The 23,899-nt window shown below is 74.4% G+C and carries 18 protein-coding genes; 11 read left to right on the top strand and 7 right to left on the bottom strand.

Annotated elements, in window-relative coordinates; translation table 11 throughout:
- Positions 1-11: 11 nt before the first annotated feature.
- From CP973_RS16545 to glpK, 8 genes are all read left to right on the top strand, one after another.
- Complete coding sequence (locus CP973_RS16545; RefSeq protein ID WP_150241454.1) at positions 12-2,462, top strand: glycoside hydrolase family 31 protein; 2,451 nt, start codon at positions 12-14, stop codon at positions 2,460-2,462.
- Between the two features lie 96 nt (positions 2,463-2,558).
- Entirely contained in the window at positions 2,559-3,557 is a 999-nt protein-coding gene (locus CP973_RS16540; protein WP_150241452.1) for a methyltransferase, read from the top strand.
- A 57-nt stretch (positions 3,558-3,614) separates the two neighbouring features.
- Positions 3,615-4,454 carry a M15 family metallopeptidase gene (locus tag CP973_RS16535; RefSeq protein ID WP_150241450.1) on the top strand — a complete coding sequence of 280 codons (840 nt, stop codon included), beginning with the start codon at positions 3,615-3,617 and terminating at the stop codon, positions 4,452-4,454.
- 235 nt (positions 4,455-4,689) lie between these two features.
- Complete coding sequence (locus CP973_RS16530; protein ID WP_208853195.1) at positions 4,690-5,181, top strand: Zn-ribbon domain-containing OB-fold protein; 492 nt, start codon at positions 4,690-4,692, stop codon at positions 5,179-5,181.
- Entirely contained in the window at positions 5,178-6,368 is a 1,191-nt protein-coding gene (locus CP973_RS16525) for a lipid-transfer protein (protein WP_150241448.1), read from the top strand. The genes CP973_RS16530 and CP973_RS16525 overlap by 4 nt, the downstream gene beginning before the upstream one ends.
- A 112-nt stretch (positions 6,369-6,480) precedes the next feature.
- Positions 6,481-8,160: a GGDEF domain-containing protein gene (locus CP973_RS16520; RefSeq protein WP_150241446.1), complete on the top strand. Its 1,680-nt coding sequence runs from the start codon at positions 6,481-6,483 to the stop codon at positions 8,158-8,160.
- A gap of 276 nt (positions 8,161-8,436) precedes the next feature.
- Positions 8,437-9,204 (top strand): MIP/aquaporin family protein, encoded by a 768-nt coding sequence (locus tag CP973_RS16515; RefSeq protein ID WP_150241444.1) that lies wholly within the window; start codon positions 8,437-8,439, stop codon positions 9,202-9,204.
- Positions 9,205-9,254: 50 nt separating this feature from the next.
- Positions 9,255-10,781 carry a glycerol kinase GlpK gene (glpK, locus tag CP973_RS16510; RefSeq protein WP_150241442.1) on the top strand — a complete coding sequence of 509 codons (1,527 nt, stop codon included), beginning with the start codon at positions 9,255-9,257 and terminating at the stop codon, positions 10,779-10,781.
- Between the two features lie 62 nt (positions 10,782-10,843).
- On the opposite strand, the gene proS is transcribed toward glpK, so the two are convergent.
- From proS to CP973_RS16470, 7 genes are all read right to left on the bottom strand, one after another.
- Positions 10,844-12,256 (bottom strand): proline--tRNA ligase, encoded by a 1,413-nt coding sequence (gene proS / locus CP973_RS16505; protein WP_150241440.1) that lies wholly within the window; start codon positions 12,254-12,256, stop codon positions 10,844-10,846.
- Between the two features lie 140 nt (positions 12,257-12,396).
- On the bottom strand, positions 12,397-13,008 hold the full coding sequence (locus CP973_RS16500; RefSeq protein WP_150241438.1) for a GTP-binding protein: 612 nt from the start codon (positions 13,006-13,008) through the stop codon (positions 12,397-12,399).
- A 120-nt stretch (positions 13,009-13,128) separates the two neighbouring features.
- Positions 13,129-13,539 (bottom strand): DUF742 domain-containing protein, encoded by a 411-nt coding sequence (locus CP973_RS16495; protein WP_150241436.1) that lies wholly within the window; start codon positions 13,537-13,539, stop codon positions 13,129-13,131.
- Between the two features lie 26 nt (positions 13,540-13,565).
- The gene (locus tag CP973_RS16490; RefSeq protein WP_003986094.1) at positions 13,566-14,015 is read right to left on the bottom strand and encodes a roadblock/LC7 domain-containing protein; all 450 of its coding nucleotides are present in this window, start codon (positions 14,013-14,015) and stop codon (positions 13,566-13,568) included.
- Positions 14,012-16,753, bottom strand: coding sequence for a nitrate- and nitrite sensing domain-containing protein (locus CP973_RS16485; RefSeq protein ID WP_150241434.1), 2,742 nt, complete (start codon positions 16,751-16,753; stop codon positions 14,012-14,014). The genes CP973_RS16490 and CP973_RS16485 overlap by 4 nt, the downstream gene beginning before the upstream one ends.
- Positions 16,754-17,407: 654 nt before the next feature.
- Positions 17,408-18,700, bottom strand: a complete 1,293-nt coding sequence (locus tag CP973_RS16475; RefSeq protein ID WP_150241433.1) for an NAD(P)/FAD-dependent oxidoreductase — start codon at positions 18,698-18,700, stop codon at positions 17,408-17,410.
- Positions 18,697-19,041, bottom strand: coding sequence for a bifunctional 3-phenylpropionate/cinnamic acid dioxygenase ferredoxin subunit (locus CP973_RS16470; protein ID WP_150241431.1), 345 nt, complete (start codon positions 19,039-19,041; stop codon positions 18,697-18,699). The genes CP973_RS16475 and CP973_RS16470 overlap by 4 nt, the downstream gene beginning before the upstream one ends.
- Before the next feature lie 172 nt (positions 19,042-19,213).
- Here CP973_RS16470 and CP973_RS16465 point away from each other — a divergent pair, with 172 nt between their 5' ends.
- From CP973_RS16465 to CP973_RS16455, 3 genes are all read left to right on the top strand, one after another.
- Positions 19,214-20,020, top strand: a complete 807-nt coding sequence (locus CP973_RS16465; RefSeq protein WP_150241429.1) for an IclR family transcriptional regulator — start codon at positions 19,214-19,216, stop codon at positions 20,018-20,020.
- A 319-nt stretch (positions 20,021-20,339) separates the two neighbouring features.
- The gene (locus CP973_RS16460) at positions 20,340-21,425 is read left to right on the top strand and encodes an S-(hydroxymethyl)mycothiol dehydrogenase (protein ID WP_150241427.1); all 1,086 of its coding nucleotides are present in this window, start codon (positions 20,340-20,342) and stop codon (positions 21,423-21,425) included.
- A gap of 17 nt (positions 21,426-21,442) precedes the next feature.
- A complete protein-coding gene (locus CP973_RS16455) occupies positions 21,443-23,878 on the top strand; it encodes a GcvT family protein (protein ID WP_425281971.1) in 2,436 nt (811 codons plus the stop codon).
- Positions 23,879-23,899: the final 21 nt, after the last annotated feature.

Here is a 23,899-nt window from a genome sequence, read left to right as displayed (position 1 = left end):
GGCTGAGCAGCATGGACGGGCGTGATCAGGGGCGGTCGGTGCGATGGCCGCGACGGGACGAGGCGGCCGGTGCGGTCCGGGCCGTCCGGGCCCTCACCTCAGTACGGGGACTGCGGACGTGGCGGTGGGCGTGGCGGCGGCGCCGGGCGGACGCGCTGGAGCTGCCGCGCCGCGGCCCGGAGCGGGCGCGGGTGCCGGGCGCGGCGGTGCGCGCGGAGCCGCGGCCGGGCGGCGGGGTGATCCATTTCGCGCGCTCGTCGCTGCGGGTGCGGGTGGCGGCGGGCGGCGCGGTGTTCTGCGGCTGGGACGGCGCGGCGCCGGAGCCGTCGTACGCGCTGGCCGGAGCGTGCCCGGAACCGGACGCGCGGGCGGTGCTGGAGCCCGATACGGAGGGCGGCTGGCGGGTGGTGGCGGAGCGGGTGACGGTGGCGGTCTCGCGGCACGGCGCGGTGGACGTCCGGACGCCGGGCGGTGTGGTGCTGCGGCGGGAGCTGCCGCCGCGCTGGTGGGACCGGGTGCCGGGGGACGGCGACGGCGTACCGGGCGACGGGAGCGGCGTACCGGGGGAACGGGCGGGGGACTCGCGGTGGGTGCAGCGTGCGGAGGTGGCGGCCGACGCGCGGTTCTTCGGGCTGGGCGGCCGGTCGGCCGGGCCGCGGCTGCGCGCCGGAACGTACCGCCTGTGGAACACCGACCCGGGCGGCGCGTTCGTGCCGGGCGACGATCCGCTGTCCGTCACGATGCCGGTGCAGTTCGTGGTGGCGGACGCCGGTACGCATCTGGTCTTCCACGACAACTCCTGGGACGGCGCGGTGACGCTGCGCGAGGGCGTGGAGGGGGCCGGGTCCGGGCACGACCGGCCGGGCCGCGCCGAGCTGCGGATGGACGGCGGCCCGTTGCGCTACTGGATCCTGGTCGGCACGCCGGCCCGTGTCCTGCAGTGCTGGACGGCGCTGACCGGGGCGCCCGCGCTGCCGCCCGCGTGGGCGCTGGGCCCGCAGCACGCCCGGTGGGGTTTCGGCAGCCAGGCGGAGGTGCGGCGGGTGGTCTCCGGCTATCAGGAGCGCGGGCTGCCGCTGTCCGCCGTCCATCTGGACATCGACCACTTCGACGGCCACCGCGTCTTCACCGTGGACCGCACGGCGTTCCCCGACCTGCCCGGTCTCGCGCGGGAGCTGCGCGCGGAGGGCGTACGGCTGGTGTCCATCGTCGATCCGGGGGTGAAGGCGGAGCCGGGCAACGCGGTGTACGAGGGCGGGGCGGCGGCCGACGCGTACGTACGGGACGCGCGGGGCCGGGAGGTGCGCGGGGTGGTGTGGCCGGGTGAGGCGGTCTTCCCGGACTTCACGGACGCGCGGGTGCGCAAGTGGTGGGGCGGGCTGTACGCGGAGCGGGTGGCGCAGGGCTTCTCCGGGGTGTGGCACGACATGAACGAGCCGGTGTCGTTCGCGGCGTTCGGCGATCCGTCGCTGCCGCGCTCGGCGCGGCACGCGCTGGAGGGCCGGGGCGGCGACCACCGGGAGGCGCACAACGTGTACGGGCTGGCGATGGCGCGCGCCGGTTATGAAGGGCTGCTGGAACTGCGTCCCGAGGAGCGGCCGTTCCTGTTCTCGCGCTCCGGGTGGGTGGGCATGCAGCGGTACGGCGGCACGTGGTCGGGCGATGTGGCGACCGGCTGGCCGGGGCTGCGGGCGTCGCTGTCGCTGGTGCTGGGGATGGGTCTGTGCGGTGTTCCGTACAGCGGTCCGGATGTCGGCGGGTTCTCCGGGGTGCCGTCGCCGGAGCTGTATCTGCGGTGGTTCCAGATGGCCGCGTACCTGCCGCTGTTCCGTACCCACTCGGCGATGACCGCGGGGCGGCGGGAGCCGTGGGAGTACGGGGCCGAGGTGCTGGAGCACGCGCGGGCGGCGCTGCTGGAGCGGGTGCGCCTGCTGCCGTATTTCGTGACGCTGGCGCAGCTGGCACGGCTGACGGGGGCGCCGTACGTGCGTCCGGTGTGGTGGCACGCGCCGCGCGACCGGAAGCTGCGCGACTGCGAGGACGCCTTCCTGCTGGGGGACGCGTTGCTGGTGGCGCCGGTGCTGGGGCCCGGGGTGACGCGGCGGGCGGTGCGGCTGCCGCGCGGCCGCTGGTACGACACGGCGAGCGGGCGCGCGTACGACGGGCCGGGGCAGGCGCTGGTGGACGCCCCGCTGTCACGCGTCCCGGTGCTGGCGCGCGCCGGTGCGGTCCTGCCGGTGGCGGGCGCGGACGGCGCCACGGAGCTGGAGGTGTGGGCGCCCGAGCCCGGCCGGCACGGTGGGGGTCTGGTCGTGCCGGACGCCGGTGACGGCTGGCGGCCTCCGGAGGTCGAGCGCTTCGGGACGCGGCTGGAGGACGGGCGGGTGGTGGTCGAGCGGCAGGGTGGCGGCGAGGTCGGATATCGCGTACGAGTACGCGGGCTTCCCGACGGCGCCTCATAGACGGCTGGTTATTCATTGGTCGGCCAGTCCGCCGAATCCGTAGATTGATGCGTTCGCACAGCGGAACCGGGGCGCACGGCGGGAAGGACGGACACGATGACCGACGGCGAGGACCACGGAATCGGCACGCTCGCGGACCTGGTCACACCGATGGCGGTACGGGCCGCGGCGACGCTGCGGCTGGCCGATCACCTGGCGGACGGGGCGCGGACGGCGCGGGAACTGGCCTCGGCCATTGGGACCGACGCCGGTGTGCTGGAGCGGCTACTGCGGCACCTGGTGACGGTGAAGGTGTTCAGCCGGGACGCCCAGGGGCGGTACGGACTGCTGCCGCGCGGCGAGGAGCTGCGCGACGGCCATCCGTCCGGCGTGCGGCGGCGCCTCGACACGGAGACCGCGCTCGGCCGGGGCGACCTCGCGTTCGTGGCGCTGCCGCATTCCGTACGGACCGGGGAGGCCGCCTTCCCCCGGCTCTACGGCCGTTCCTTCTGGGAGGACTTGCGGGCGGCCCCGGAGCGGACCGCCGAGTACGACGCGGAGATGGGCGCCGACGTGGCGGCGTGGGCCGAGGCCGTGGTGCCCGCTTTCGACTGGGGCTCGCTGGGACGGATCGTGGACGTCGGCGGCGGCAACGGCACGCTGCTGGCGGCGCTGCTCACCGCGTACCCCACGCTGCGGGGAACCGTGTTCGACCAGCCGGAGACCGTACGGGCGGCCCGCGCCACGCTGGCGGCGGCCGGGCTGGCGGACCGCGGGGACGCCGTGCCGGGGGACTTCTTCGAAGCGCTGCCTCCCGGCGCGGACGGCTACGTCCTGTCGGCGATCCTGCACGACTGGGACGACGACGCGGCGCGCACGATCCTGCGGCGGTGCGCCGAAGCGGCGGGGGCGCGGGGCCGGGTGCTGGTCGTGGAACGGGTCGGCGCGGACGGCGAGTCGGTGCACACGGGCATGGACCTGCGCATGCTCGTCTACTTCGGCGCGCGGGAGCGCGGGGTCGCGGAGCTGACGGAGCTGGCCGCGGGAGCCGGGCTGCGGGTGGCCGGGGTGCATCAGGCGGGCGATCTGGCGGTGGTGGAGATGGTGGCTGCCTGAACGGGCCGCCCGGCCGGTCCCTTACGCGCCGTACGGTGCCGGTGGTAGACGGGTGACATGCCGAGACTCGCTGCCGCGCTGCGCGGCCTCGCCGTAACCGCAGCCGCCGTCGCCCTGACCGCCGCCGCCGTGCCGGAGGCCGCCGGCACCGTACCGAAGACCGACGCCGCCGAACGCGGCGGTACACGGACGGCGCCACCGGAGTTCGTCGCGCTGCGCGACGTGGACCCGACGATCCGCCAGGAGATCCGCTACTTCACGCCGCACACCTTCATGGGCGTACCGGTCACCGGCTACCGGGAGCCGCTGTGCATCCTGACCCGGGACGCCGCCCGCGCCCTCCACCGGGCCCAGGTCTCCTTCCTCCGCCGCGGCTACACGCTCAAGGTGTACGACTGCTACCGGCCGCAGCGCGCCGTGAACCACTTCGTGGACTGGGCGAAGGACCTCAAGGACCAGCGCATGAAGGGCGAATTCTATCCCCGGATCGACAAGTCGACCCTTTTCCGTGACGGCTACATCGCCGAAAAGTCCGGGCACAGCCGCGGCAGCACCGTCGACCTCACCCTGGTCCGGCTGCCGGGCCCGCCCACCCGGCCGTACATCCCGGGCGAGCCCCTGCGGAAGTGCTACGCGCCGAAGGCGGAGCGCTTCCCCGACAACTCGCTCGACATGGGAACCGGCTTCGACTGCTTCGACACCCTGGCGCACACCCTCGACCCCCGGGTGCAGGGACGGCAACGGGCGAACCGGCTGCTGCTCAAGCAGGGCCTGGAGAGCGCCGGCTTCCGCAACTACGACAAGGAGTGGTGGCACTACACCTTCACGCCGGAGACCTTTCCGGAGACGTATTTCGACTTTCCGGTGTCACGGGGGGTGCTGAACGGTGGGCGCTGAGGGCGATGGAGCCGGTGCGCGGAACCACCCCCGTCGGCCCCGCGCCCGGCCCTGCCTTGGTGGACGCCGTGCGGAGCCAACCGGTTCAGCCGGAATCGGGGGGAAAGGCATGATTCTTTCTGTGCGGTGGGGAGGGACCGGGTGGGGTGGGGGTTCCGTGGGGTGAGCGGGGCGTGGCAGACTCCTGACGGGTCGTCAGGTTCGGTGCGGGTCCGTCGGGTTGTCGGGAGGTGCCGTGGCACGTACACGCAAGCCGGTGGTCCAGGGGTGGTTCACCGGAGACGGAGACGGGGTCGGGGACGGAAACGGACCGGGCTCGCCGGGCTTTCGGCTGCTGGGGACCCGGTGTGGTGACTGCGGGGCGGTCTTCTTCCCGCGGGTGGACTCCTTCTGCCGTAACCCGGGCTGCGCCGGTACGGAGCTGACGGAGGTACCGCTGTCGCGGCGCGGCACGGTGTGGTCGTACACGGACGGGCGGTACCGGCCGCCGCCGCCCTACGTCTCGGACCCGGCGGTGCCGTGGCGGCCGTACACCCTGGTGGCGGTGGAGCTGGCGGCGGAGCGGATGGTCGTGCTGGGGCAGGCGGCGCCGGGGGTGACGGTCGCGGATCTGCGGGTGGGGATGCCGGTCGAGGTGGTGCCCGGGGTGCTCGGGGAGGACGCCGGGACGGTGTGGACGACGTGGTGGTGGCGGCCGGTGCCGCATGACGGCAGGGGGCGGGTGTGACCGGTGACGTCGCGGTGCTCGGGGTGGGGCTGCACGCCTGGGGCAAGTGGGGCCGCGGCTTCGTCGAGTACGGGACGGTGGCGGCGCGGGCGGCGCTCGCCGACGCGGGCCTGGAGTGGGGCGACGTCCAGTCGGTCGTCGGCGCGGACACCGTGCGCGGCGGCTATCCCGGATATGTGGCGGGCGCGACGTTCGCGCGGGCGCTGGGCTGGCAGGGCGCGCGGGTGACGAGCGTCTACGCGGCCTGCGCGTCCGGGGCGCAGGCCATCGCCACGGCGCGGGCGCAGATCCTCGCAGGCCTGGCGGACGTGGTGCTGGTGGTGGGCGCGGACGCGGCGCCCAAGGGCTTCTTCGCGCCGGCGGGCGGCGACCGGCCCGACGACCCGGACTGGCTGCGCTTCCGGCTGCTGGGCGCGACCAACCCCGCGTATTTCGGGCTGTACGCGCGGCGCCGGATGGCCCTGTACGGGGACACGGCCGAGGATTTCGCGCGGGTGAAGGTGAAGAACGCGGCGGCGGGGGCGGCCAATCCGTACGCGCGCTACCGCAAGCCGGTGACGGCGGCGGAGGTCGCCGCGTCGCCCGTGGTCGCCGACCCGCTGCGGCTGCTGGACATCTGCGCCACGTCGGACGGCGCGGCGGCGCTGGTGCTGTGCGGCCAGGAGTACGCGCGCAGACGCGGGGTGGCCGATCCCGTACGGATACGGGCGGTCTCCACCGTGACGCCGCGCTATCCCCGTACGGACCTGGACCTGCCGGACATCGCGACCGACTCGGCCGCCGCCGTCCCCGAACCGCCCGTCGCCTTCCGGCCCTCCGTCGCCCGCGCCGCCTACGAGGAGGCGGGGCTCGGGCCGGACGATCTGTCGCTGGCGGAGGTGTACGACCTGTCCACCGCGCTGGAGCTCCAGTGGTACGAGGATCTGGGGCTGTGTGCCGAAGGCGAGGGGGCCGCACTGCTGCGCGAAGGGACCACGGCGCTCGGCGGGCGGCTGCCGGTGAATCCGAGCGGCGGGCTGGCGTCCTTCGGCGAAGCCGTGCCCGCGCAGGCGATCGCGCAGGTCTGCGAGCTGACCTGGCAGCTGCGCGGGCAGGCCGGGGCGCGGCAGGTGCCGGGGGCGCGGACGGGCATCTCGGTGAACCAGGGGCTGTTCGGGCACGGCTCGGCGGTGGTCGCGGTGCGGTGAGGACGGCCACGGGAGCGCGCGGCCGCGGGCCGCCGTCCGAGCGCGCCGGAAGCGTGCGTGAACAGTGCGTGAATCGCGCTCCGCCGGTGTTTCCGGTGGGCATGCTGCTGCCGTGCCTGCCTGGACGGACCAGCTCCGATTCGCCTTCCAGCCCGTCGTGAACCTGGCGACCGGCTCGGTCGCCGCCCTGGAGATACTCGCCCGCCCCGAGCGCGGCGACGTGCTGACGGCGGCCCGCCGGTCCGCCGACCTGGACGCCGAACTGGCCGGGCTGGGCGTACGGGCGGCCGCGCACCAGGAGACACTGCTGCCGCTGCACGTCAACGTGTTCGCGGCGACCCTCGCCGAGCAGCCGGGGCTGACCGCGCTGCGCAAGGCCGTACAGGACGTGGGCCGCCGGCCGTGGGAGATCACGGTGGACATCGGCGGGCCGTTCGCCCACGTACCGCGGCGGGCGCTGCTGGACGCGGTGGCCGGGCTGCGGCAGGACGGCTACCGGATCTGCGCGGACGGCGTCGGCGACGGCGATCTGCCGCTGCGGCTGCTCGGTGACCTCGGCCCCGACCTGGTGAAGCTGGACGCCTCGCTGTGCGCGGAGCTGGACGCCGACCGGGGCGGGCGGGCCGCCGTGGCGGCGGTGCGGCAGCTGTGCGAGGTGCTGGGGAGCCTGCTGGCGGTGGAGGGGGTGGAGACGGAGCGGCAGTACGCGGCGGTGCGCGCGGCGGGCGCGCAGCTCGCGCAGGGGTTCCTGTTCGCGCCGCCCGCGCGGCGGCCGGCGGCCGATGTCTTCCTGCCGGAGCCGTCCGACGGGTACGGGCCCGTGGCGAGCGGTTACGCGGGCGGCACGAGGGCGCTCCCGCCGCCGTCCGGGCCGCCGGTGACGCAGTTCCTCCAGCCCGCCGCCCTGCTGCCGATGTCCGCCTCGGCGGGCGCGGTCCGCAGCCATCTGACGGGCTTCCCCGGGGTCTCCGGCGTGCTGCTGGTGGACCCGGACGGCGTGCCCGTACGGGCCATCGACCGCGACCGGTTCCTGCTGTCGCTGTCCGGCCGCTACGGCCACGCGCTGTACGCCGACCGTCCGGCGCTGCGGCTGGCCGACCGGCCGCGCACGGTGGGCGCCGACGCCACCGCCTGGGAGGTGCTGGACGTGGTGACGGACGGCGACCGGGACCGGACCGGCGACGATGTGGCGGTGGTGGACGAGCAGGGCCGGTGCGTGGGGGTCGTGCACCTGGCCGACATCCTGCGGGCGCTGGCCGAGAGCCGGGTGGAGGAGGCGGCGCGGCTCAACCCGCTGACCCGGCTGCCCGGTTCGGACGCGGTGAACGCGGAGGTGGACCGGCGGGTCGCGGACGGCCGGGCGTTCGCCCTGAGCTGGCTGGACGTGGACGGGTTCAAGCAGGTCAACGACGGGGCCGGGTTCGCGGCGGGGGACGCGCTGATCCGTGCCGTGGGCCAGGCGCTGGCGCGTACGGCGGCGGAGCTGTCCACGGCGCGGGTGGGCCACATCGGCGGTGACGACTTCCTGGTGCTGGCGGGGCCGGAGGAGCTGGAGCCGTTCGCGGCGGCGGTGCTGGACGTGCCGTGGTCGGCGGGCGGACTGCCGGTGACGCTGTCGCTGGCGACGGTGGTGTGCGCGCCGGGCAGCGTGACCGGTCACGGGCCGGCCGCGGCGGCCCTGGCGCCGCTGAAGCAGGCGGCCAAGTCGCTGACCGGAGCGAGCAGTTGGGTGCTGGGGCGGCCCGGCGCGCCGGGGTACGAGGTGCGCCGGGGACGGCGGCGCGGCGACTGACGGCCTCCGCTCCCGGGCACCTTGACGGCCCGTCACCTGCGGTGAACACTTCCGGGTGTCCGCCGGAACACCGCCGCAGCCGGGCTCCCCGGCCGCGTGGCAGCGCTCCGCGCTGCCCGACTCCCCATGGGCGGCTCCGGCGCACCGGCACGCTCGACGCGGACGCCGCGCGGGGCACGGCGGCCGAGCGCCCGCCGTCTCCCGTGGCACGGGAAGTACGCACCCTGCACGGAGGACCGGGGGCCGCTCCCCCGGGCCGGGGACAAGGAGCCAGCCATGTATTCCAACGGGGACATCTTCGTCGGCGAGATCATCGGAACAGCCCTGCTGATCCTCTTCGGCGCCGGCGTGTGCGCCGCCGTCACCCTGCACCATTCGAAGGCGCGCGCGGCGGGCTGGGTGGTCATCGCGTTCGGGTGGGGCTTCGGCGTGCTCGCCGGTGCGTACACCGCGGCGCCGCTGTCCGGCGGGCACCTGAACCCGGCGGTGACGCTGGGGTCGGCGGTCGCGGGCGGCACGGAGTGGTCGAAGGTGCCGCTGTACATGGCGGCGCAGATGGCGGGCGCGCTGCTCGGTGCCGTACTGGCGTGGGCGCTGTACCACGCGCAGTTCGCGGCCAACGCGGAGGCGGACAAGGCGCAGCCCACGCTGGGGATCTTCGCGACCGCGCCGGAGGTCCGCAGCCCGGCCGCCAACCTGGTCACCGAGACCATCGCGACCATGGGCCTGGTGCTGCCGCTGCTGTTCTTCGGCGAGAACAAGGGCATCGGGATCGGGCAGGTGCCGGGCGCGGACGCGGGCGTCTACGGGTCCGGCATCAACGTCCTGCTCGTCGCGCTGCTGGTGGTGGGCATCGGCCTCTCGCTCGGCGGGCCCACCGGCTACGCCATCAACCCGGCCCGCGACCTCGGGCCGCGCATCGCCCACGCACTGCTACCCATCCCCAACAAGGGCACCTCCGACTGGTCCTACGCCTGGATTCCGGTGGCCGGCCCGCTGCTCGGCGCGGTGCTCTCCGGCCTGGTGTTCAACGCGGTCTTCTGACCGGCCACGGCAGGCGGCCCGGACCGGCAACGAGGAGTCAGGAGAGGCACATGACGGACGGCACCGCGCAGAAGTACGTCGCCGCGATCGACCAGGGCACGACCTCCAGCCGCTGCATCATCTTCAACCAGGACGGCGCGATCGTCGCCGTCGACCAGCGCGAGCACCGGCAGATCTTCCCCAAGCCCGGGTGGGTGGAGCACGACGCCGAGGAGATCTGGGCGAAGGTGCAGGCGGTGGTGGCGGGCGCGCTCGCCAAGGCGGGGCTGCGCGCCGACCAGCTGGCCGCGCTCGGCATCACCAACCAGCGCGAGACGACGGTGCTGTGGGACCGCGCCACCGGCAGGCCGGTGCACAACGCGATCGTCTGGCAGGACACCCGTACCGCGCAGCTGTGCCACGAGCTGGGCGGCACGGACGGCCAGGACCGCTTCCGCGCGGCCACCGGGCTGCCGCTGGCCAGCTACTTCTCCGGGCCGAAGGCGGCCTGGCTGCTGGACAGCGTGCCGGGCCTGCGGGCACGGGCCGAGGCCGGGGAGATCGCCTTCGGGACGATCGACTCGTGGCTGATCTGGAAGCTGACGGGCGGTACGGACGGCGGGGCGCACGTCACCGACGTGACCAACGCCGGGCGCACCATGCTGATGAACCTGCACACGCTCCAGTGGGACACCTCGATCCTGTCCGCGATGCGGATTCCGGAGGCGGTCCTGCCGGAGATCCGCTCCTCGGCGGAGGTGTACGGGACGGCGGTGGGCCAGCTGGCCGGGGTGCCGGTGGCCGCGGCGCTGGGCGACCAGCAGGCGGCGGTGTTCGGGCAGACGTGTTACCGGGTCGGCGAGGCCAAGAACACGTACGGCACCGGCTCGTTCCTGCTGCTGAACACCGGGCAGCGGCCGGTGCCCTCCAAGAGCGGACTGCTGACGACGCTGGGCTACCAGCTGGGCGGGGAGGCCCCGGTCTACTGCCTGGAGGGCTCGATCGCCATCACCGGGGCGCTGGTGCAGTGGTTCCGGGACCAGCTGGGCATCATCGGTTCGGCGGACGAGATCGAGAACCTGGCGGCGCAGGTCCCGGACAACGGCGGCGCGTACATCGTCCCGGCGTTCTCCGGCCTGTTCGCCCCGTACTGGCGCTCCGACGCACGCGGCGTGATCACCGGCCTGACCGGCTACGTCACCAAGGCGCACCTGGCCCGCGCGGTGCTGGAGGCCACCAGCTGGCAGACGCGTGAGGTGGTGGACGCCATGTACCAGGACTCCGGTGTGCAGATCACCGCACTGAAGGTGGACGGCGGCATGACCGTCAACAACCTCCTGATGCAGCACCAGGCGGACGTGCTGGGCGTGCCCGTGATCCGTCCGGTGGTCTCCGAGACGACGTGTCTGGGCGCGGCGTACGCGGCGGGCCTGGCGACCGGCGTGTGGCAGGACCTGGACGAGCTGACGGCGCACTGGAAGCGGGACACGGAGTGGACGCCGCACATGGACGGCCCGACCCGTGAGCGCGAATACGGCAACTGGCGCAAGGCGGTGGAGCGGAGCTTCGGGTGGCACGAAGGGGGTGCGGGCGCGTAGCCGCCCGGCCCCGGCGGACCGCGGCCTGGCAGCCTCCGCCGGCTGCCAGGCCCACCCTCCGGTCAGTACGCGCGCGCCACGACGGCGACATTGCCCGGCTGATCGCCCCTCTCGGGCACCGAGCCGTCCGCGGCGACCAGACACCGTACGGACACGCCCCGCTCGGCCAGTTCCGCCTCGCCCTCCGGACCCAGCGCGTCCCAGGGGATGCGCGCCCAGCCGGCGCTCGCGGCCTCCACGGCCTCGTCGACCGTGGTGACTTCGGCGGTGTGGTTCTCGCGGTGTGCGCGGGACTGCTCCAGCAGCAGCGCCTGCTCCGCCTCCAGCACCTCGGGCAGGATGGCGGGCAGCGCCTCGATCGCCGTCGGCTCCTTGCTTCCCGCGGCCCGGCGGACCAGTACGGCGGTGCCGTTCGCCAGGTCGCGGGGGCCGACCTCGATCCGTACGGGCACGCCCTTGAGCTCCCAGTCGACGGCCCGGCGCCCGAACGGCGTGCCGGTGCGGTCGTCGACGTGGACGCGGACCCCCGCGTCCTCCAGCCGGTCGCCGATCTCGCGCACCTTGGCCAGGACCTCCGCGTCGTCCCTGATGGCGAGGACCACCGCCTGCACCGCGGCCAGCCGCGGCGGGACGCGCAGTCCGTGGTCGTCCCCGTGCGCCATCACCAGTGCGCCGACCATACGCGTCGTGGAGCCCCAGGAGGTCTGCCAGACGTACTCCTGCCGCCCGTCGGCCGACAGGTACCGCGTGCCGAAGGCCTTGGCGAAGTTCTGGCCGAGTTCGTGGCTGGTGGCCAGCTGGAGGGCCTTGCCGTCGCCCATCATGCCTTCCAGGGTGAGGGTGTCGACCGCACCGGCGAACCGCTCCCTGGCCGTCTTGCGGCCCGGTACGACGTCCATGGCGAGGACGTTCTCCATGAAGTCGGTGTAGACGTCGCGGTGGATGCGCGCGGCGTAGTCCCGGGCGTCCTCGTAGGTGGCGTGCGCGGTGTGGCCCTCCTGCCACAGGAACTCCGTCGTGCGCAGGAACACGCGGGGGCGCAGTTCCCAGCGCACCACGTTCGCCCACTGGTTGACCAGCAGGGGCAGGTCGCGGTGGCTCCGCACCCACCGGGAGAAGGACGCGTTGACGATCGTCTCGGAGGTGGGCCGGACGACGACGGGCTCCGCCAGCTCCCTGCCGCCGGCGTGGGTGACGACGGCCAGTTCGGGCGCGAAGCCCTCGACGTGTTCGGCCTCCTTCGTCAGGTAGGACTGCGGGATCAGGAGCGGGAAGTACGCGTTCTGCGCGCCCGCCTTCTTGATGCGGGCGTCCATCTCCCGCTGCATCCGCTCCCACAGGCCGTAGCCGTACGGTCGGACGACCATGGTGCCGCGCACCGGGCCGTTGTCGGCCAGCTCCGCCTTGCCGATCAGATCCTGGTACCAGCGCGGGAAGTCGTCCGCCCGGGGTGTGAAAACGGGTGCTTTAGCCATGGCGCGCAGGGTAGGGCGCGGGACCGTCCGCGGGCGACGGGATTACGCCCTGCCCGGACAGCCGGACGACGGGCCGCCCAGGCATACGGCCCGTCCCCCGGGCGGCGGGGTACGGGCCGCGCTCGTGTGCCTCGGCACCGCTACGGGAGGGCCGGCTCGCGTTGGCGGGTGGACAGGTGCATCGCGTGTTCCACCACGGCGATCAGTACGTCGCGGACGGAGTCCTTCTCGCGGGCGTCGCAGAGCATCACCGGTACCTCGGCGTCCAGGTCGAGCGCCTCGCGAACCGTTTCGGCGGGGTAGCGTTCGGCGCCGTCGAAGCAGTTGACGGCGACCATGAAGGCGATGCCGCGGCGTTCGAAGTAGTCGACGGCGGCGAACGAGTCGGCCAGGCGGCGGGTGTCGGCCAGGACCACCGCGCCGAGGGCGCCGCGGGCCAGTTCGTCCCACAGGAACCAGAAGCGGTCCTGGCCCGGGGTGCCGAAGAGGTAGAGCACCAGGTCCTCGCGGAGCGTGATGCGTCCGAAGTCCATGGCGACGGTGGTGGTCCGCTTGCCCTCCACGCCCACCAGGTCGTCGACCGGGCGGCCCGCCTCGGTCAGCCGTTCCTCGGTGCGCAGCGGTTTGATCTCGCTGACCGCGCCCACCAGGGTCGTCTTGCCCACGCCGAAGCCGCCCGCCACCAGGATCTTGAGGGTGACGGGGTCGGGGGCGTCGTGCTTGCGGCGTCGTTCAGAGCGCCCGAAGACCATGGCCGTCTTCTCCCGGTTCGCCGCTGGTGCTGGTCTGTCGCATCTCTTGGTCCTTGCCGTTCATGGGTCCGTGCGGCCCCGCCCGGGGCGGGCCGGCGGCGCGTGCGCCGCCGGGTGCCGTCACAGCGCCCGCAGTCCGTCGATCACCTCGCGCAGGATCTTCTCGTCGGGCAGCTCGGCCGGTGGCACGGGCCGGCTCACATGGACCAGCTCCGCGTCCAGCAGGTCCCCGATGAGCACCCGTACGACGCCGAGCGGCAGGTCGAGTTCGGCGGCCAGCTCCGCGACGGACAGCGGCGCGTCGCGGCACAGGCCGACGATCTCCACGTGCTCCGGCGACAGGGTCTGGTCGTCGAGGGGCTCCTCCTGCCGGTCCTCGGCGATCACCAGCGCGATCAGGTCGAGCCGTTCCTCGGCCCCGGTGCTGGTCCGCCCGCGGGTCATCGCGTAGGGGCGCACCACCGGGCCCGCGTCGTCGTCGTACCACCTGGTGTCCGACCGCCCGGTCCTGGCCGGGCCGTCCGTGGTCATGGCGTCACCGTGCCGTCATCCCCCGGTCAGCCGCCGGCGGGCTGCCCGGCCCGGGGCGCGGTGCCCAGGTGGGCGCCCACCCGCTTGACGAGCAGCGTCATCTCGTACGCGACGAGCCCCACGTCGGAGTCGGCGTCGGCGAGGACGGCCAGACAGCTGCCGTCGCCCGCGGCGCTGACGAACAGGAACGCTTCCTCCAGTTCGACCAGCGTCTGCCGCACCCGGCCCGCCTCGAAGTGCCGGCCGACGCCCTTGGCGAGGCTGTGGAAGCCGGAGGCGACCGCCGCGAGGTGTTCGGCGTCCTCACGGGTGAGGTCCTGGGACGCTCCGGTGGCCAGGCCGTCGCTGGAGAGGATGAGCGCCTTGCGGATGCTGCCCACCCGGTCGACCAGTTCGTCCAGGAGCCAGTTCAGCTCGCCCGATCCCTGCGGGCCCTTCGACTCGGCACTGGCCGCTGCTGCCTTCGGTGCGGTCATCGACCGTCCCCTCCCGATGTGGTTCCTGGTGCTGTGCTCGGGCTGCCGTCCCGCCCGTCGTCCTCGCCGTTGTCCCGGCGGCCGCGCTGCCAGCCGCGCTGGAGCGAGGCCATCCGGGCGCGCACGTCCTCGGCGTCCCGGTCGTCGGCGGGGCCGGCCGGCCCGCCGGGCTCGTCCTGTGCGACGGGCTCCGCCTTGAGCTGGGGGGCGAGGCTGGCCTGCCGTACGCGGCGGGGCAGTCCGCCCGCCGTCGTCGCGGGCCGGCCGGCCGGGGCGGGGCCCGCGTCCGTCGTCGTACCGGTGTCCATGTCCGCATCCGTGTCGCCGTCGGTTTCCGCGTCGGAGCGTACGTCGGCGCCCGCTGCCGCGTCGACCGGTCGGCCGTGGTCGGAGACCAGCACGGGCGGGCGGTGCCGGCGCGGCAGCGGCGCGGGGCCTTCGCCGGCCGGTGCCTGGTCACGGGTCTGCTGGTGCTGTTCCGGGGCGCCGGGGGACGGCACGGGGGCGACCGGCGCCGCGCCGTCGCGGCGGGCCCGTGCCCGGCCCGTGCCCGCTTCGCGGTCGGTGCCGCGTGCGGTGTCCCGCAGGCTCCGCCGGCCGGTCCGGCCGCGGAAGACGCTGTCCTCGTCGTCGGATTCGGCGCGCTGTCCGCGCTCGGCGGGGTCCTGCGGGGCTTCCGGTTCGACGCGCCCGTCGATGACCTCCGGGAGGCGGCCGTCCGGTTCGGGCAGCGGTACGGGCACCTGGGCCAGCGCGGCCAGCTTGGCGCCGGGCGCCTCGATCTCGCCGGTGCGGCGCCCGTCGATGCGCCGGCTGCCGGTGTCCGCGCCGTCCTCGCGCTCGCCCTCGGTCAGCAGGGCGGAGGGGATGAAGACGACGGCGGTGGTGCCGCCGTACGGGGAGGGCTGGAGCGAGACCCGTACGCCCTGGCGCTGGGCGAGGCGGCTGACCACGAACAGGCCGAGCCGGTCGGTGTCGGACAGCTCGAACTCGGGGGTCTCGGCGAGCCGCAGGTTGGCGTCGAGCAGGACGTCGGGGGCCATGCCCAGGCCCCGGTCGTGGATCTCCAGGGTGAAGCCGTTGGAGACCCGCTCGCCGACCACCTGGACCGCGGTGTGCGGGGGCGAGAAGACGGTGGCGTTCTCCAGGAGTTCGGCGATCAGGTGGGTGAGGTCGGAGACGGCGGGGCCCTGGACGGCCAGCCGCGGCAGCCGGCGCACCTCGATGCGCTCGTAGTCCTCCACCTCGGCGACCGCCGCGCGCACCACGTCCATGAGCGGGATGGGCTTGCGCCACTGCCGTGAGGGGGCGGCGCCGGAGAGGATCACCAGGCCCTCGGCGTGCCGGCGCATGCGGGTGGTGAGGTGGTCCAGGCGGAACAGGTCGGCCAGCTCGTCGGCGTTCTCGGTACGCCGTTCCATGGCGTCCAGCAGGGTCAGCTGGCGGTGCAGCAGGACCTGGCTGCGGCGGGCGAGGTTGACGAACACCTCGGAGACGCCGCGGCGCATGTCGGCCTGCTTGACGGCGGCCTCGACGGCGGCCCGCTGGAGGGTGTTGAGGGCCTGGCCGACCTGCTCGGTCTCGCTCTGGCCGAACTCCAGGCGCGGCGCCTCGGTCTCCACGTCGACGTGTTCGCCCGCGGCCAGGCGGCGCATGACGCTGGGCAGCCGGACGCCGGAGACCTCGTGGGCGGCCTTGCGCAGCCGGATCAGGTCCCGGACGTGCTTGCTGCCGATGCGGACGGAGACGATGACCGAGACCAGCAGGGCGACGAAGCCGAGGACGCCCGCGACGCCGGCCTTGAGCAGGACGCCCGTGGCGACCGGCTCGACGCGCTCCTTGTAGCGGTCGCCGGCCTCCCGGCCCATGCGCTGGAGGTCGCCGAGGACCTTGCCCGCGGCGGCGTTCCAGCGTTCGGCGTTGACGGTGCGGGCGGCCGCGGCCGGTCCGGCCTCGATGACGCGGTCCTCGTACGAGGTCAGTTCGGCGCCGGGCGCGGAGCGCCAGTAGTCGGCGAAGGTGCTGCGCTCCTCGCCGGGCAGCAGCGGCAGGCTGGTGTCGTACAGCACGCGGCGCTCGGCGACCCGGTCGGAGAAGGCGCGCAGGTCCCGTTTGTCCATGGTGCCCGAGACGATCGCGGCGGACATCAGCGCGTCCTCGCGGGCGACCGCCTCGCGGGCGCGGGTGACGTTGACCAGGGCGCGGCCCTGCTTGTCCATCTCCACGTTCTCCAGCGCGTGCAGGGCCGCGAGGAAGTCGTAGTTGGGGTCGACGAGGTCGTTGTACGCCTCGAACGCCGCGTCGCGGGAGATGGTGTTGTCCTCGATCTGGGCGCGCAGTGAGGAGAGCCGGTTAAGAGCCCGGACGATGTCGTTCATCCGGGCGCCGGCGACGCCGTCGAGGTCGTCGCGCACGGCCGGGTCGTCGGCGTTGCCGCGCAGCTTGGCGACGACCTTGTCGGTTTCGCGGGTGCGCTCGCGCAGGGCGGCCAGGGAGTTGGCGCCGCGCCGGTCGGCCAGGTAGATCAGGCTCTGGCGGCGTTCCTGCTGGAGCGCCTGGACGGCGTCCTCGGCGGGATAGCCGAGTTTGGCGACGACGTTGCCCACGTCGAGCAGCTGGTTGGCCTCGCGTCCGGTCAGGTACGTGGCGAAGGCCCACATGGCCGTGAGGGACACCAGTGGCACGAGCAGCAGCGCTGCGATCTTCCGAGTGATCGTCTTCCCTCGAAAGCTGCGCATGGCCTCCCCTACGTCAACCCCGGCGCACGGGGATGGTGTTCCGTCAACAAACGGCGCGAGCCTACTACTGACGAGGGACCTGACCGAAGTCCTGTCCGGACGCCGGATCCGCAGGTCAGGGGCGGATCGTCCGCAGTTGTCGGCTGATTCCCGGACAACCCGCCCGCACATGTGGCCTCGAACACCTCCCCGGCGCGGGCGGGTGCGCCGGAGCGGTTGGCCGAAAATCACGTCGGCCGGGAACCCGGCGGCGTTCCCGTTCGTGACCATGGTGGGTGGTGGTGTCGGCACGGGTGTGGCCCTGGCGTGCCGACAGCACACATGCGACGGGCGGAAGCCGGGCAGGGACCTGGTGTGGCAGGCGGGTACGTGCGGGTACGGGGAGAGTGACGCCGACGATGGATCACGAGGACGGTGGCGCTTACCTGGGCGGCAGGCGCCCGCTGTGGGTGGAGGAGCCGGTGGCCCGGCGCCGGATGCCCGATCCGGTCCGCACGGCCGCGGTGCGCGCCGTCCTCATCGCGGCGGTGACGCTCATTCAGGCCATGGTGGCGTTCTTCTGCGCGATGGCCGGTGCCTGGTTCGCCTTCCCCGCGGTGCTCAGCACGGTCGCGAGCACGGTCGTGGCGACCTGGGCGGTGCTGGACGTGTGGGTCACGCGCCAGGTGTGGGTGCAGCGCAACGGTGTCCGCTCGCAGCCGAGCAGTACGGCCAGAAGGCTGCGCCGGGAGCGCCGGCAGGCGCGGCGGGCGTCCCGGAGGGCCCGGGAGAGCCGGGAGGGTCCGTCGCGAGTCGGCGGCGCAGCCGCATGAACGGCCGCGGCCGGTCGGCGGCGAACACGGCCGTGGTGCACCCGTCCCGTTCGTGGACGGCCAGGAAGCCGCCGTCGCCGGGGTCGCCCTCGACGATGCGCACGGCGTCCCCCGGCCCGGGCCGCCCGGCGAGCTGGAGGCGTACGCCGTACTGGTCCGACCAGAAGTACGGCGGCGTCTCGTGCCGCGCGACGGTGCGGCCCGCGAGCAGGTTGCGCACGGCGGTGGCGGGCTGTTCGGCGGCGCTCGTCCAGTGCTCGGTGCGCACGCCCGCGCAGCGGGCCACATCGCCCACCGCGACGACCCGCGGCACGGCCGTCACACCGCCCGCGTCGCACACCACCCCGTCGTCCAGGCGCAGCCCGGACCCGGTCAGCCAGCCGGTGGCGGGGCGCACCCCGATTCCGACGATCACGAGGTCCGCGTCCAGCAGCCGGCCGTCGGCGAGTTCCACGGCCCGGACGCGGCCCGTGCCGCCGTCGCGCAGCGCGGCGACACCGGTGCCGCACAGCAGCCGCACCCCGTGCCGGGCGGGCAGGTCCGCGCAGATCCGCGCCAGGTCGGGGCCGAGCTGGGGCACCAGCGGCAGCGGCGCGGCCTCGACGACCGTCACCGGCAGGCCGAGCGCGGCGCAGGACGAGGCGGCCTCGGCGCCGATGAAGCCGCCGCCGATGACGACGACGCGCGGCGTGCCGTCGTGCAGGGCGGTGCGCAGCGCGTGGGCGTCGTCGTAGGTGCGCAGTACGTGCACGCCCGCGAGCGGTGGTCCCGGCAGGGTGCGCGGGGCGGCTCCGGTGGCGATCACGACGCCGTCGGTGCGCAGGGTGCGGACCGTACGGCCGTCGTCGACGGTGACCGTGCGGCCCGCGGTGTCCAGCGCGGTGGCCCGGGTGCCGAGGTGCCATTCCGCGGCGAGCGCGTCCTCCTCCTCCCGGTCGCACAGCCGGAGATCCGCCAACTCCACGTCGCCGGGCGGGCGTTGCGTGAGGAAGCTCTTGGAGAGCGGCGGCCGGTCGTACGGGCGGTGGCGCTCGGCGCCGACGATCACCAGCCGGCCGTCGAAGCCTTCGGCGCGCAGCGCCCGCGCCGCGTGCAGTCCGGCGAGGGAGGCGCCGACGACGGTGACGGTCCTCATGCGTAGGCGTCTTCCCGTACGGTGTTCTCCCGCGCGGCGGGCCGGACATGGATCATGCCGTCCGCCTCGGTGACCTCGTGGGTGCGCACGGGCCGGCGCGCCGGGAGGCAGCTGGGCACCCCGGTGCGCAGGTCGAACAGGGCGGCGTGCAGCGGGCATTCGACCTGGCAGCCCTCCACCCAGCCCTCGGAGAGCGAGGCATCCTGGTGGCTGCACCGGTCGTCGAGGGCGTAGAGGGCGCCCTCGCTGCGGAAGACGGCGATGGCGGGTGTGGTGGCGTCGATCTCGATCCGTACGGCCCCGCCTTCGGGCAGGTCCTCGGTGCGGCAGACGGGAATCATCTGGCCCCCTCAGCGCTGATCGGTATCATGGCGTTCTGAATAACGCATCGCGTAGCGCATTGCGCAACAGAATCCAGTCCGGGGAGTGTGCCGTCAAGGGGCTGCCGACGCTTCTTGGCCGGGCCCCGCCGACGTGCCCCGCCGGGGCCAACGGGTGGTGACGCTAGAACCCATGCCGAAGACGACCGAGGCGGCCGACGACCGGTCCGAGGAGAAGCGGGGAGCGGCCGGATCCGTCCAGTCCGTGGACCGCGCGGTGAGCGTCCTGGAGATCCTGGCCCGCCTCGGCGAGGCCGGAGTCACCGAGATCGCCGAGGAGTTGGGGGTGCACAAGTCCACCGCCTTCCGCATCCTGGGCGTCCTGGAGCACCGCGGGCTCGTGGAGCAGGAGCACGAGCGCGGCAAGTACTACCTGGGCGCGGGGGTGCTGCGGCTGGCCGGCGCCGCCGCCATCCGGCTGGACATCTCGCAGGAGGGCCAGCCGGTGTGCCGGGCGCTCGCCGACGACACCGGGGAGACCGCCAACATCGCCGTCCTGGACGGGGACGCGGCGGTCAACATCATGCAGGCGCGCGGCGCGGCGGCGGTCACCGCGTACAACTGGCTGGGCCGGCGCACGCCCCTGCACGCCACCGCGAGCGGCAAGGTCCTGCTCGCGCACCTGCCGCGGGAGCGCCGCGAGCGCCTGGCCGAGCGCAAGCTGCCCCGCTTCACGCCGAACACCCTGACCGCGCCGGGCGAGCTGCGCCGGCAGCTGACCGCCGCGGCCGAACAGGGCTACGCCTGCTCCTGCGAGGAGCTGGAGGTCGGTCTGAACGCGGTGGCCGCGCCGGTACGGGCGCACGACGGCGCGGTGATCGGCGCGATCGGCGTGTCCGGACCGGCGTACCGGATGGCGGAGGCGCTGCTTCCGGAGCTGGCCGGGCGGGCGGTGAAGGCGGCCGCCGAGCTGTCCCGGCGGATGGGTTTCGCCGGGTGAGGGTCCGGCCGGGCACCCGCCGCCCGGCCGGGGTTTGAGCCGGGGCCCGGCGGCCACCCGGTCACCCCTTGACGGATCGCTCACGGACTTCCAGCATGTCTCTCATGGCGCAACGCAGCGCGCCATGAGCAACACAGGGGATTCCCAGGGGCGTTGTCCGTCCCCCGCGGCTCCCTGCGCCTCCCCCGGTTTCCCTTCCGTCCCGTGCGGTCGCCTGCTCCCCGCCGGTCCCGTACGCCGCGCCATCCCCCATAACGGCATCCGTGCCTGCTCCACGCACCCGCCCCTGCCCCGGCAGGCGCTGTTTAGGAGTTGAGTCATGCCGCACGAAGCACGCGCCGTCGTCGCCGCCAAGAAGGGCGCGCCCGTCGAGGTGCTGCCGATCATCGTCCCCGACCCCGGACCGGGAGAAGTCCTCGTCACCGTGCAGGCCTGCGGGGTGTGCCACACCGATCTGCACTACCGCGAGGGCGCGGTCGGCGACGACTTCCCCTACCTGCTCGGCCATGAGGCCGCCGGTGTCGTCGAGGCGACCGGCCCCGGCGTCACCGGTCTCGCGCCGGGCGACTACGTGGTGCTCGCCTGGCGCGCGCCCTGCGGCCGGTGCCGCTCCTGCCGCCGCGGCCGCCCCTGGTACTGCTTCGACTCGCAGACCGCGGCCCGGCCCATGACCCTGCTGGACGGCACCGCCCTCACCCCGGCGCTGGGCATCGGCGCGTTCGCGGACAAGACCCTGGTCGCCGCCGGGCAGGCGGTCAAGGCCGATCCGGCGGCCCGCCCGGAGGCCGCGGGCCTGATCGGCTGCGGGGTGATGGCCGGGTACGGGGCCGCCGTGCACACCGGGGGCGTGGGCAGCGGCGACACCGTGGCGGTGATCGGCTGCGGCGGTGTGGGCAGCGCCGCCATCGCCGGGGCGTCCCGGGCCGGGGCGCGCCGGGTGATCGCCGTGGACATCGACGACGGCAAGCTGGACGCCGCCGAGCGCTTCGGCGCCACCGACACCGTCAACTCCCGCGGCACCGACCCGGTCGAGGCGGTGCGCGCGCTGACCGGCGGGCACGGCGCGGATGTCGTGATCGACGCGGTGGGCCGCCCGGAGACCTTCCGGCAGGGCTTCTACATGCGCGACCTGGCGGGCACCTTGGTCCAGGTCGGCGTCCCGGAGCCGGACCAGCACATCGAACTGCCGCTGCTCGACGTGTTCGCGCGCGGCGGGTCCCTGAAGTCCTCCTGGTACGGCGACTGCCTGCCCAGCCGGGACTTCCCGGTCCTGATCGACCTCCACCTGAGCGGCAAGCTCAACCTCGACGCGTTCGTCTCCGAGACCGTCCGGCCGGAGGACGTGGAGGAGGCGTTCGCGCGGATGCGGCGCGGCGAGGTGCTGCGTTCGGTGGTGGTCCTGTGAACGCCCGGGGCGGTCCCGTGCCGCGCCGCATCGTGGTCATCGGGGCGGGCATCGTCGGCTGCGCGCTCGCCGACGAGCTGACCGCACGCGGCGCCCGGGACGTCACCGTGCTGGAGCAGGGCCCGCTGCACGCCCCCGGCGGCTCCACCTCGCACGCGCCCGGCCTGGTCTTCCGCACCAACGTCTCGAAGACGCTGAGCGACTTCGCCAGGTACACCGTCGAGAAGTTCACCGCGCTCACCGAGGACGGACGGCCGTGCTTCGACGCCGTCGGCGGACTGGAGATCGCCACCACCGGGGAGCAGTGGGCCGAACTGCACCGCAAGGCCGGGCTCGCCGCGTCCTGGGGCATCGAGGGCGAGTTGGTCGACGCGCGCCGGTGCGCCCGGCTGTGGCCGATGCTGGACGCCGCGAAGGTACTGGGCGGCTTCCACACCCCCGGCGACGGGCTGGCCAGGGCGCTGCCCGCGGCCCGCGCGCAGACCGCACGGGCGCGGGCCCGGGGCGCCCGCTTCCTGGAGCGGCACACCGTCACCGGCGTCGAGCGCGCGGCGGACCGGGTGACGGCGGTCGTCACCGACCGGGGCACCTTCCCCGCGGACGCGGTGATCTCGGCGGCGGGCTTCTGGGGCCCGGTGATCGGAGCGATGGTGGGCGTGTCCGTACCGCTGCTGCCGCTGGCCCACCAGTACGCGAAGACCTCCGCGCTCGCCGGTCCGGACGGCCGGCGGCCCATCCTGCGCTTCCAGGAGCGCGACCTGTACTTCCGGGAGCACGGGGAAGACACGGCGGACGGCGTGGGCCGGATCGGCATCGGGTCGTACGCCCACCGCCCCCTGCCCGTCGACCCGGCGGCCGTGCCCGCCTTCGACGAGGCGCCCGTCATGCCCTCCTCCCTCCCCTTCACCCCCGACGACTTCGCGCCGAGCTGGGAGGACAGCCGCCGGCTGCTGCCCGCCCTCCGGGAGGCGCGGATCGAGGAGGGCTTCAACGGGGTCTTCTCCTTCACCCCCGACGGCCTGCCGCTGCTCGGCGAGGTGCCCGGGCTGCGCGGGTTCTGGCTGGCCGAGGCGGTGTGGGTGACGCACTCGGCGGGCGTGGCCAAGGCGGTGGCCGAATGGCTCACCGAGGGGCGGCCCGCCACCGACGTGCACGAGTGCGCCATCGCCCGCTTCGAGGAGGCGCAGCTCTCCCCCGCCTATGTCACCGAGCGCGGCAAGCAGCAGTTCGCCGAGGTGTACGACGTCATCCACCCGCTCCAGCCGCTGCGCCGCCCGCGCCCGCTGCGCGTGAGCCCCTTCCACGAGCGGCAGCGGGAGCTGGGCGCGTACTTCCTCGAAGGCGCGGGCTGGGAGCGCCCGCAGTGGTACGAGGCCAACGCGCCGCTGACGGACGGCATCGAGCTGCCGGAGCGGGACGCCTGGTCCGCGCGGCACTGGTCGCCGATCGCCGTGGCCGAGGCGCGCGCCACCCGTGAGCGGGTCGCGCTCTACGACATGACGCCGCTGCGGCGCCTGGAGGTCGGCGGACCGGGTGCGCTCGACTTCCTCCAGCACCTGACCACCAACCAGCTCGCGAAGAAGCCGGGCTCGGTGACGTACACCCTGATGCTGGACGACGCGGGCGGCATCCGCAGCGATCTGACCGTGGCCCGGACGGCGGCCGACCGCTTCCAGGTCGGCGTCAACAGCGGCATGGACCTCGACCACCTGACCCGGCACGCCCCCGACGGCGTGCAGGTCCGCGACATCACGCCCGGCACCTGCTGCATCGGCGTCTGGGGCCCGCGCGCCCGCGATCTCGTCCAGCCGCTGACCCGCGCCGACTTCGGGCACCGCGCGTTCGGCTACTTCACGGCGCGGCAGGCGTTCATCGGCGAGGTGCCGGTGACCGCGCTGCGGCTGTCGTACGTCGGTGAACTGGGCTGGGAGCTGTACACGAGCGCGGATCTGGGCCTGCGTCTGTGGGACACGCTCTGGACGGCCGGGCAGCGGTACGGCGTGATCGCGGCCGGGCGCGGCGCGTTCGACAGCCTCCGCCTGGAGAAGGGGTACCGCGCCTGGGGCCGGGACATGACCACCGAGCACGATCCGTACGAAGCGGGCCTGGGCTGGGCCGTCCGGACGGACAAGGGCGACTTCACCGGGCGCGCGGCCCTGGAGGGACGGTCGGCGGACACCGCGCGGCGCAGACTGGTGTGCCTGACGCTGGACGATCCGGCGGCGGTGGTGCTGGGCAAGGAGCCGGTGTTCCTGGACGGCGTGCCCGCCGGATATGTGACCAGCGCCGCTTACGGCTGCTCCGTCGGGCGGACGGTCGCCTACGCGTGGCTGCCCGCGCGCGCCGCGGTGCCCGGGACCGCCGTGCACATCGAGTACTTCGGGGAGAAGGCCGCGGCGACGGTGGCCGCCGAGCCGCTGTTCGACCCGGGGATGGCACGCATCCGCAGATGATCCGCCGCAGGCAGCCCGCCA

Source organism: Streptomyces albofaciens JCM 4342 (assembly GCF_008634025.1).
In the GTDB taxonomy this organism is placed as follows: Bacteria; Actinomycetota; Actinomycetes; order Streptomycetales; family Streptomycetaceae; genus Streptomyces; species Streptomyces albofaciens.
Note: the sequence above shows the minus strand (reverse complement) of the source record. Positions and strands in the feature narration are given on the sequence as shown.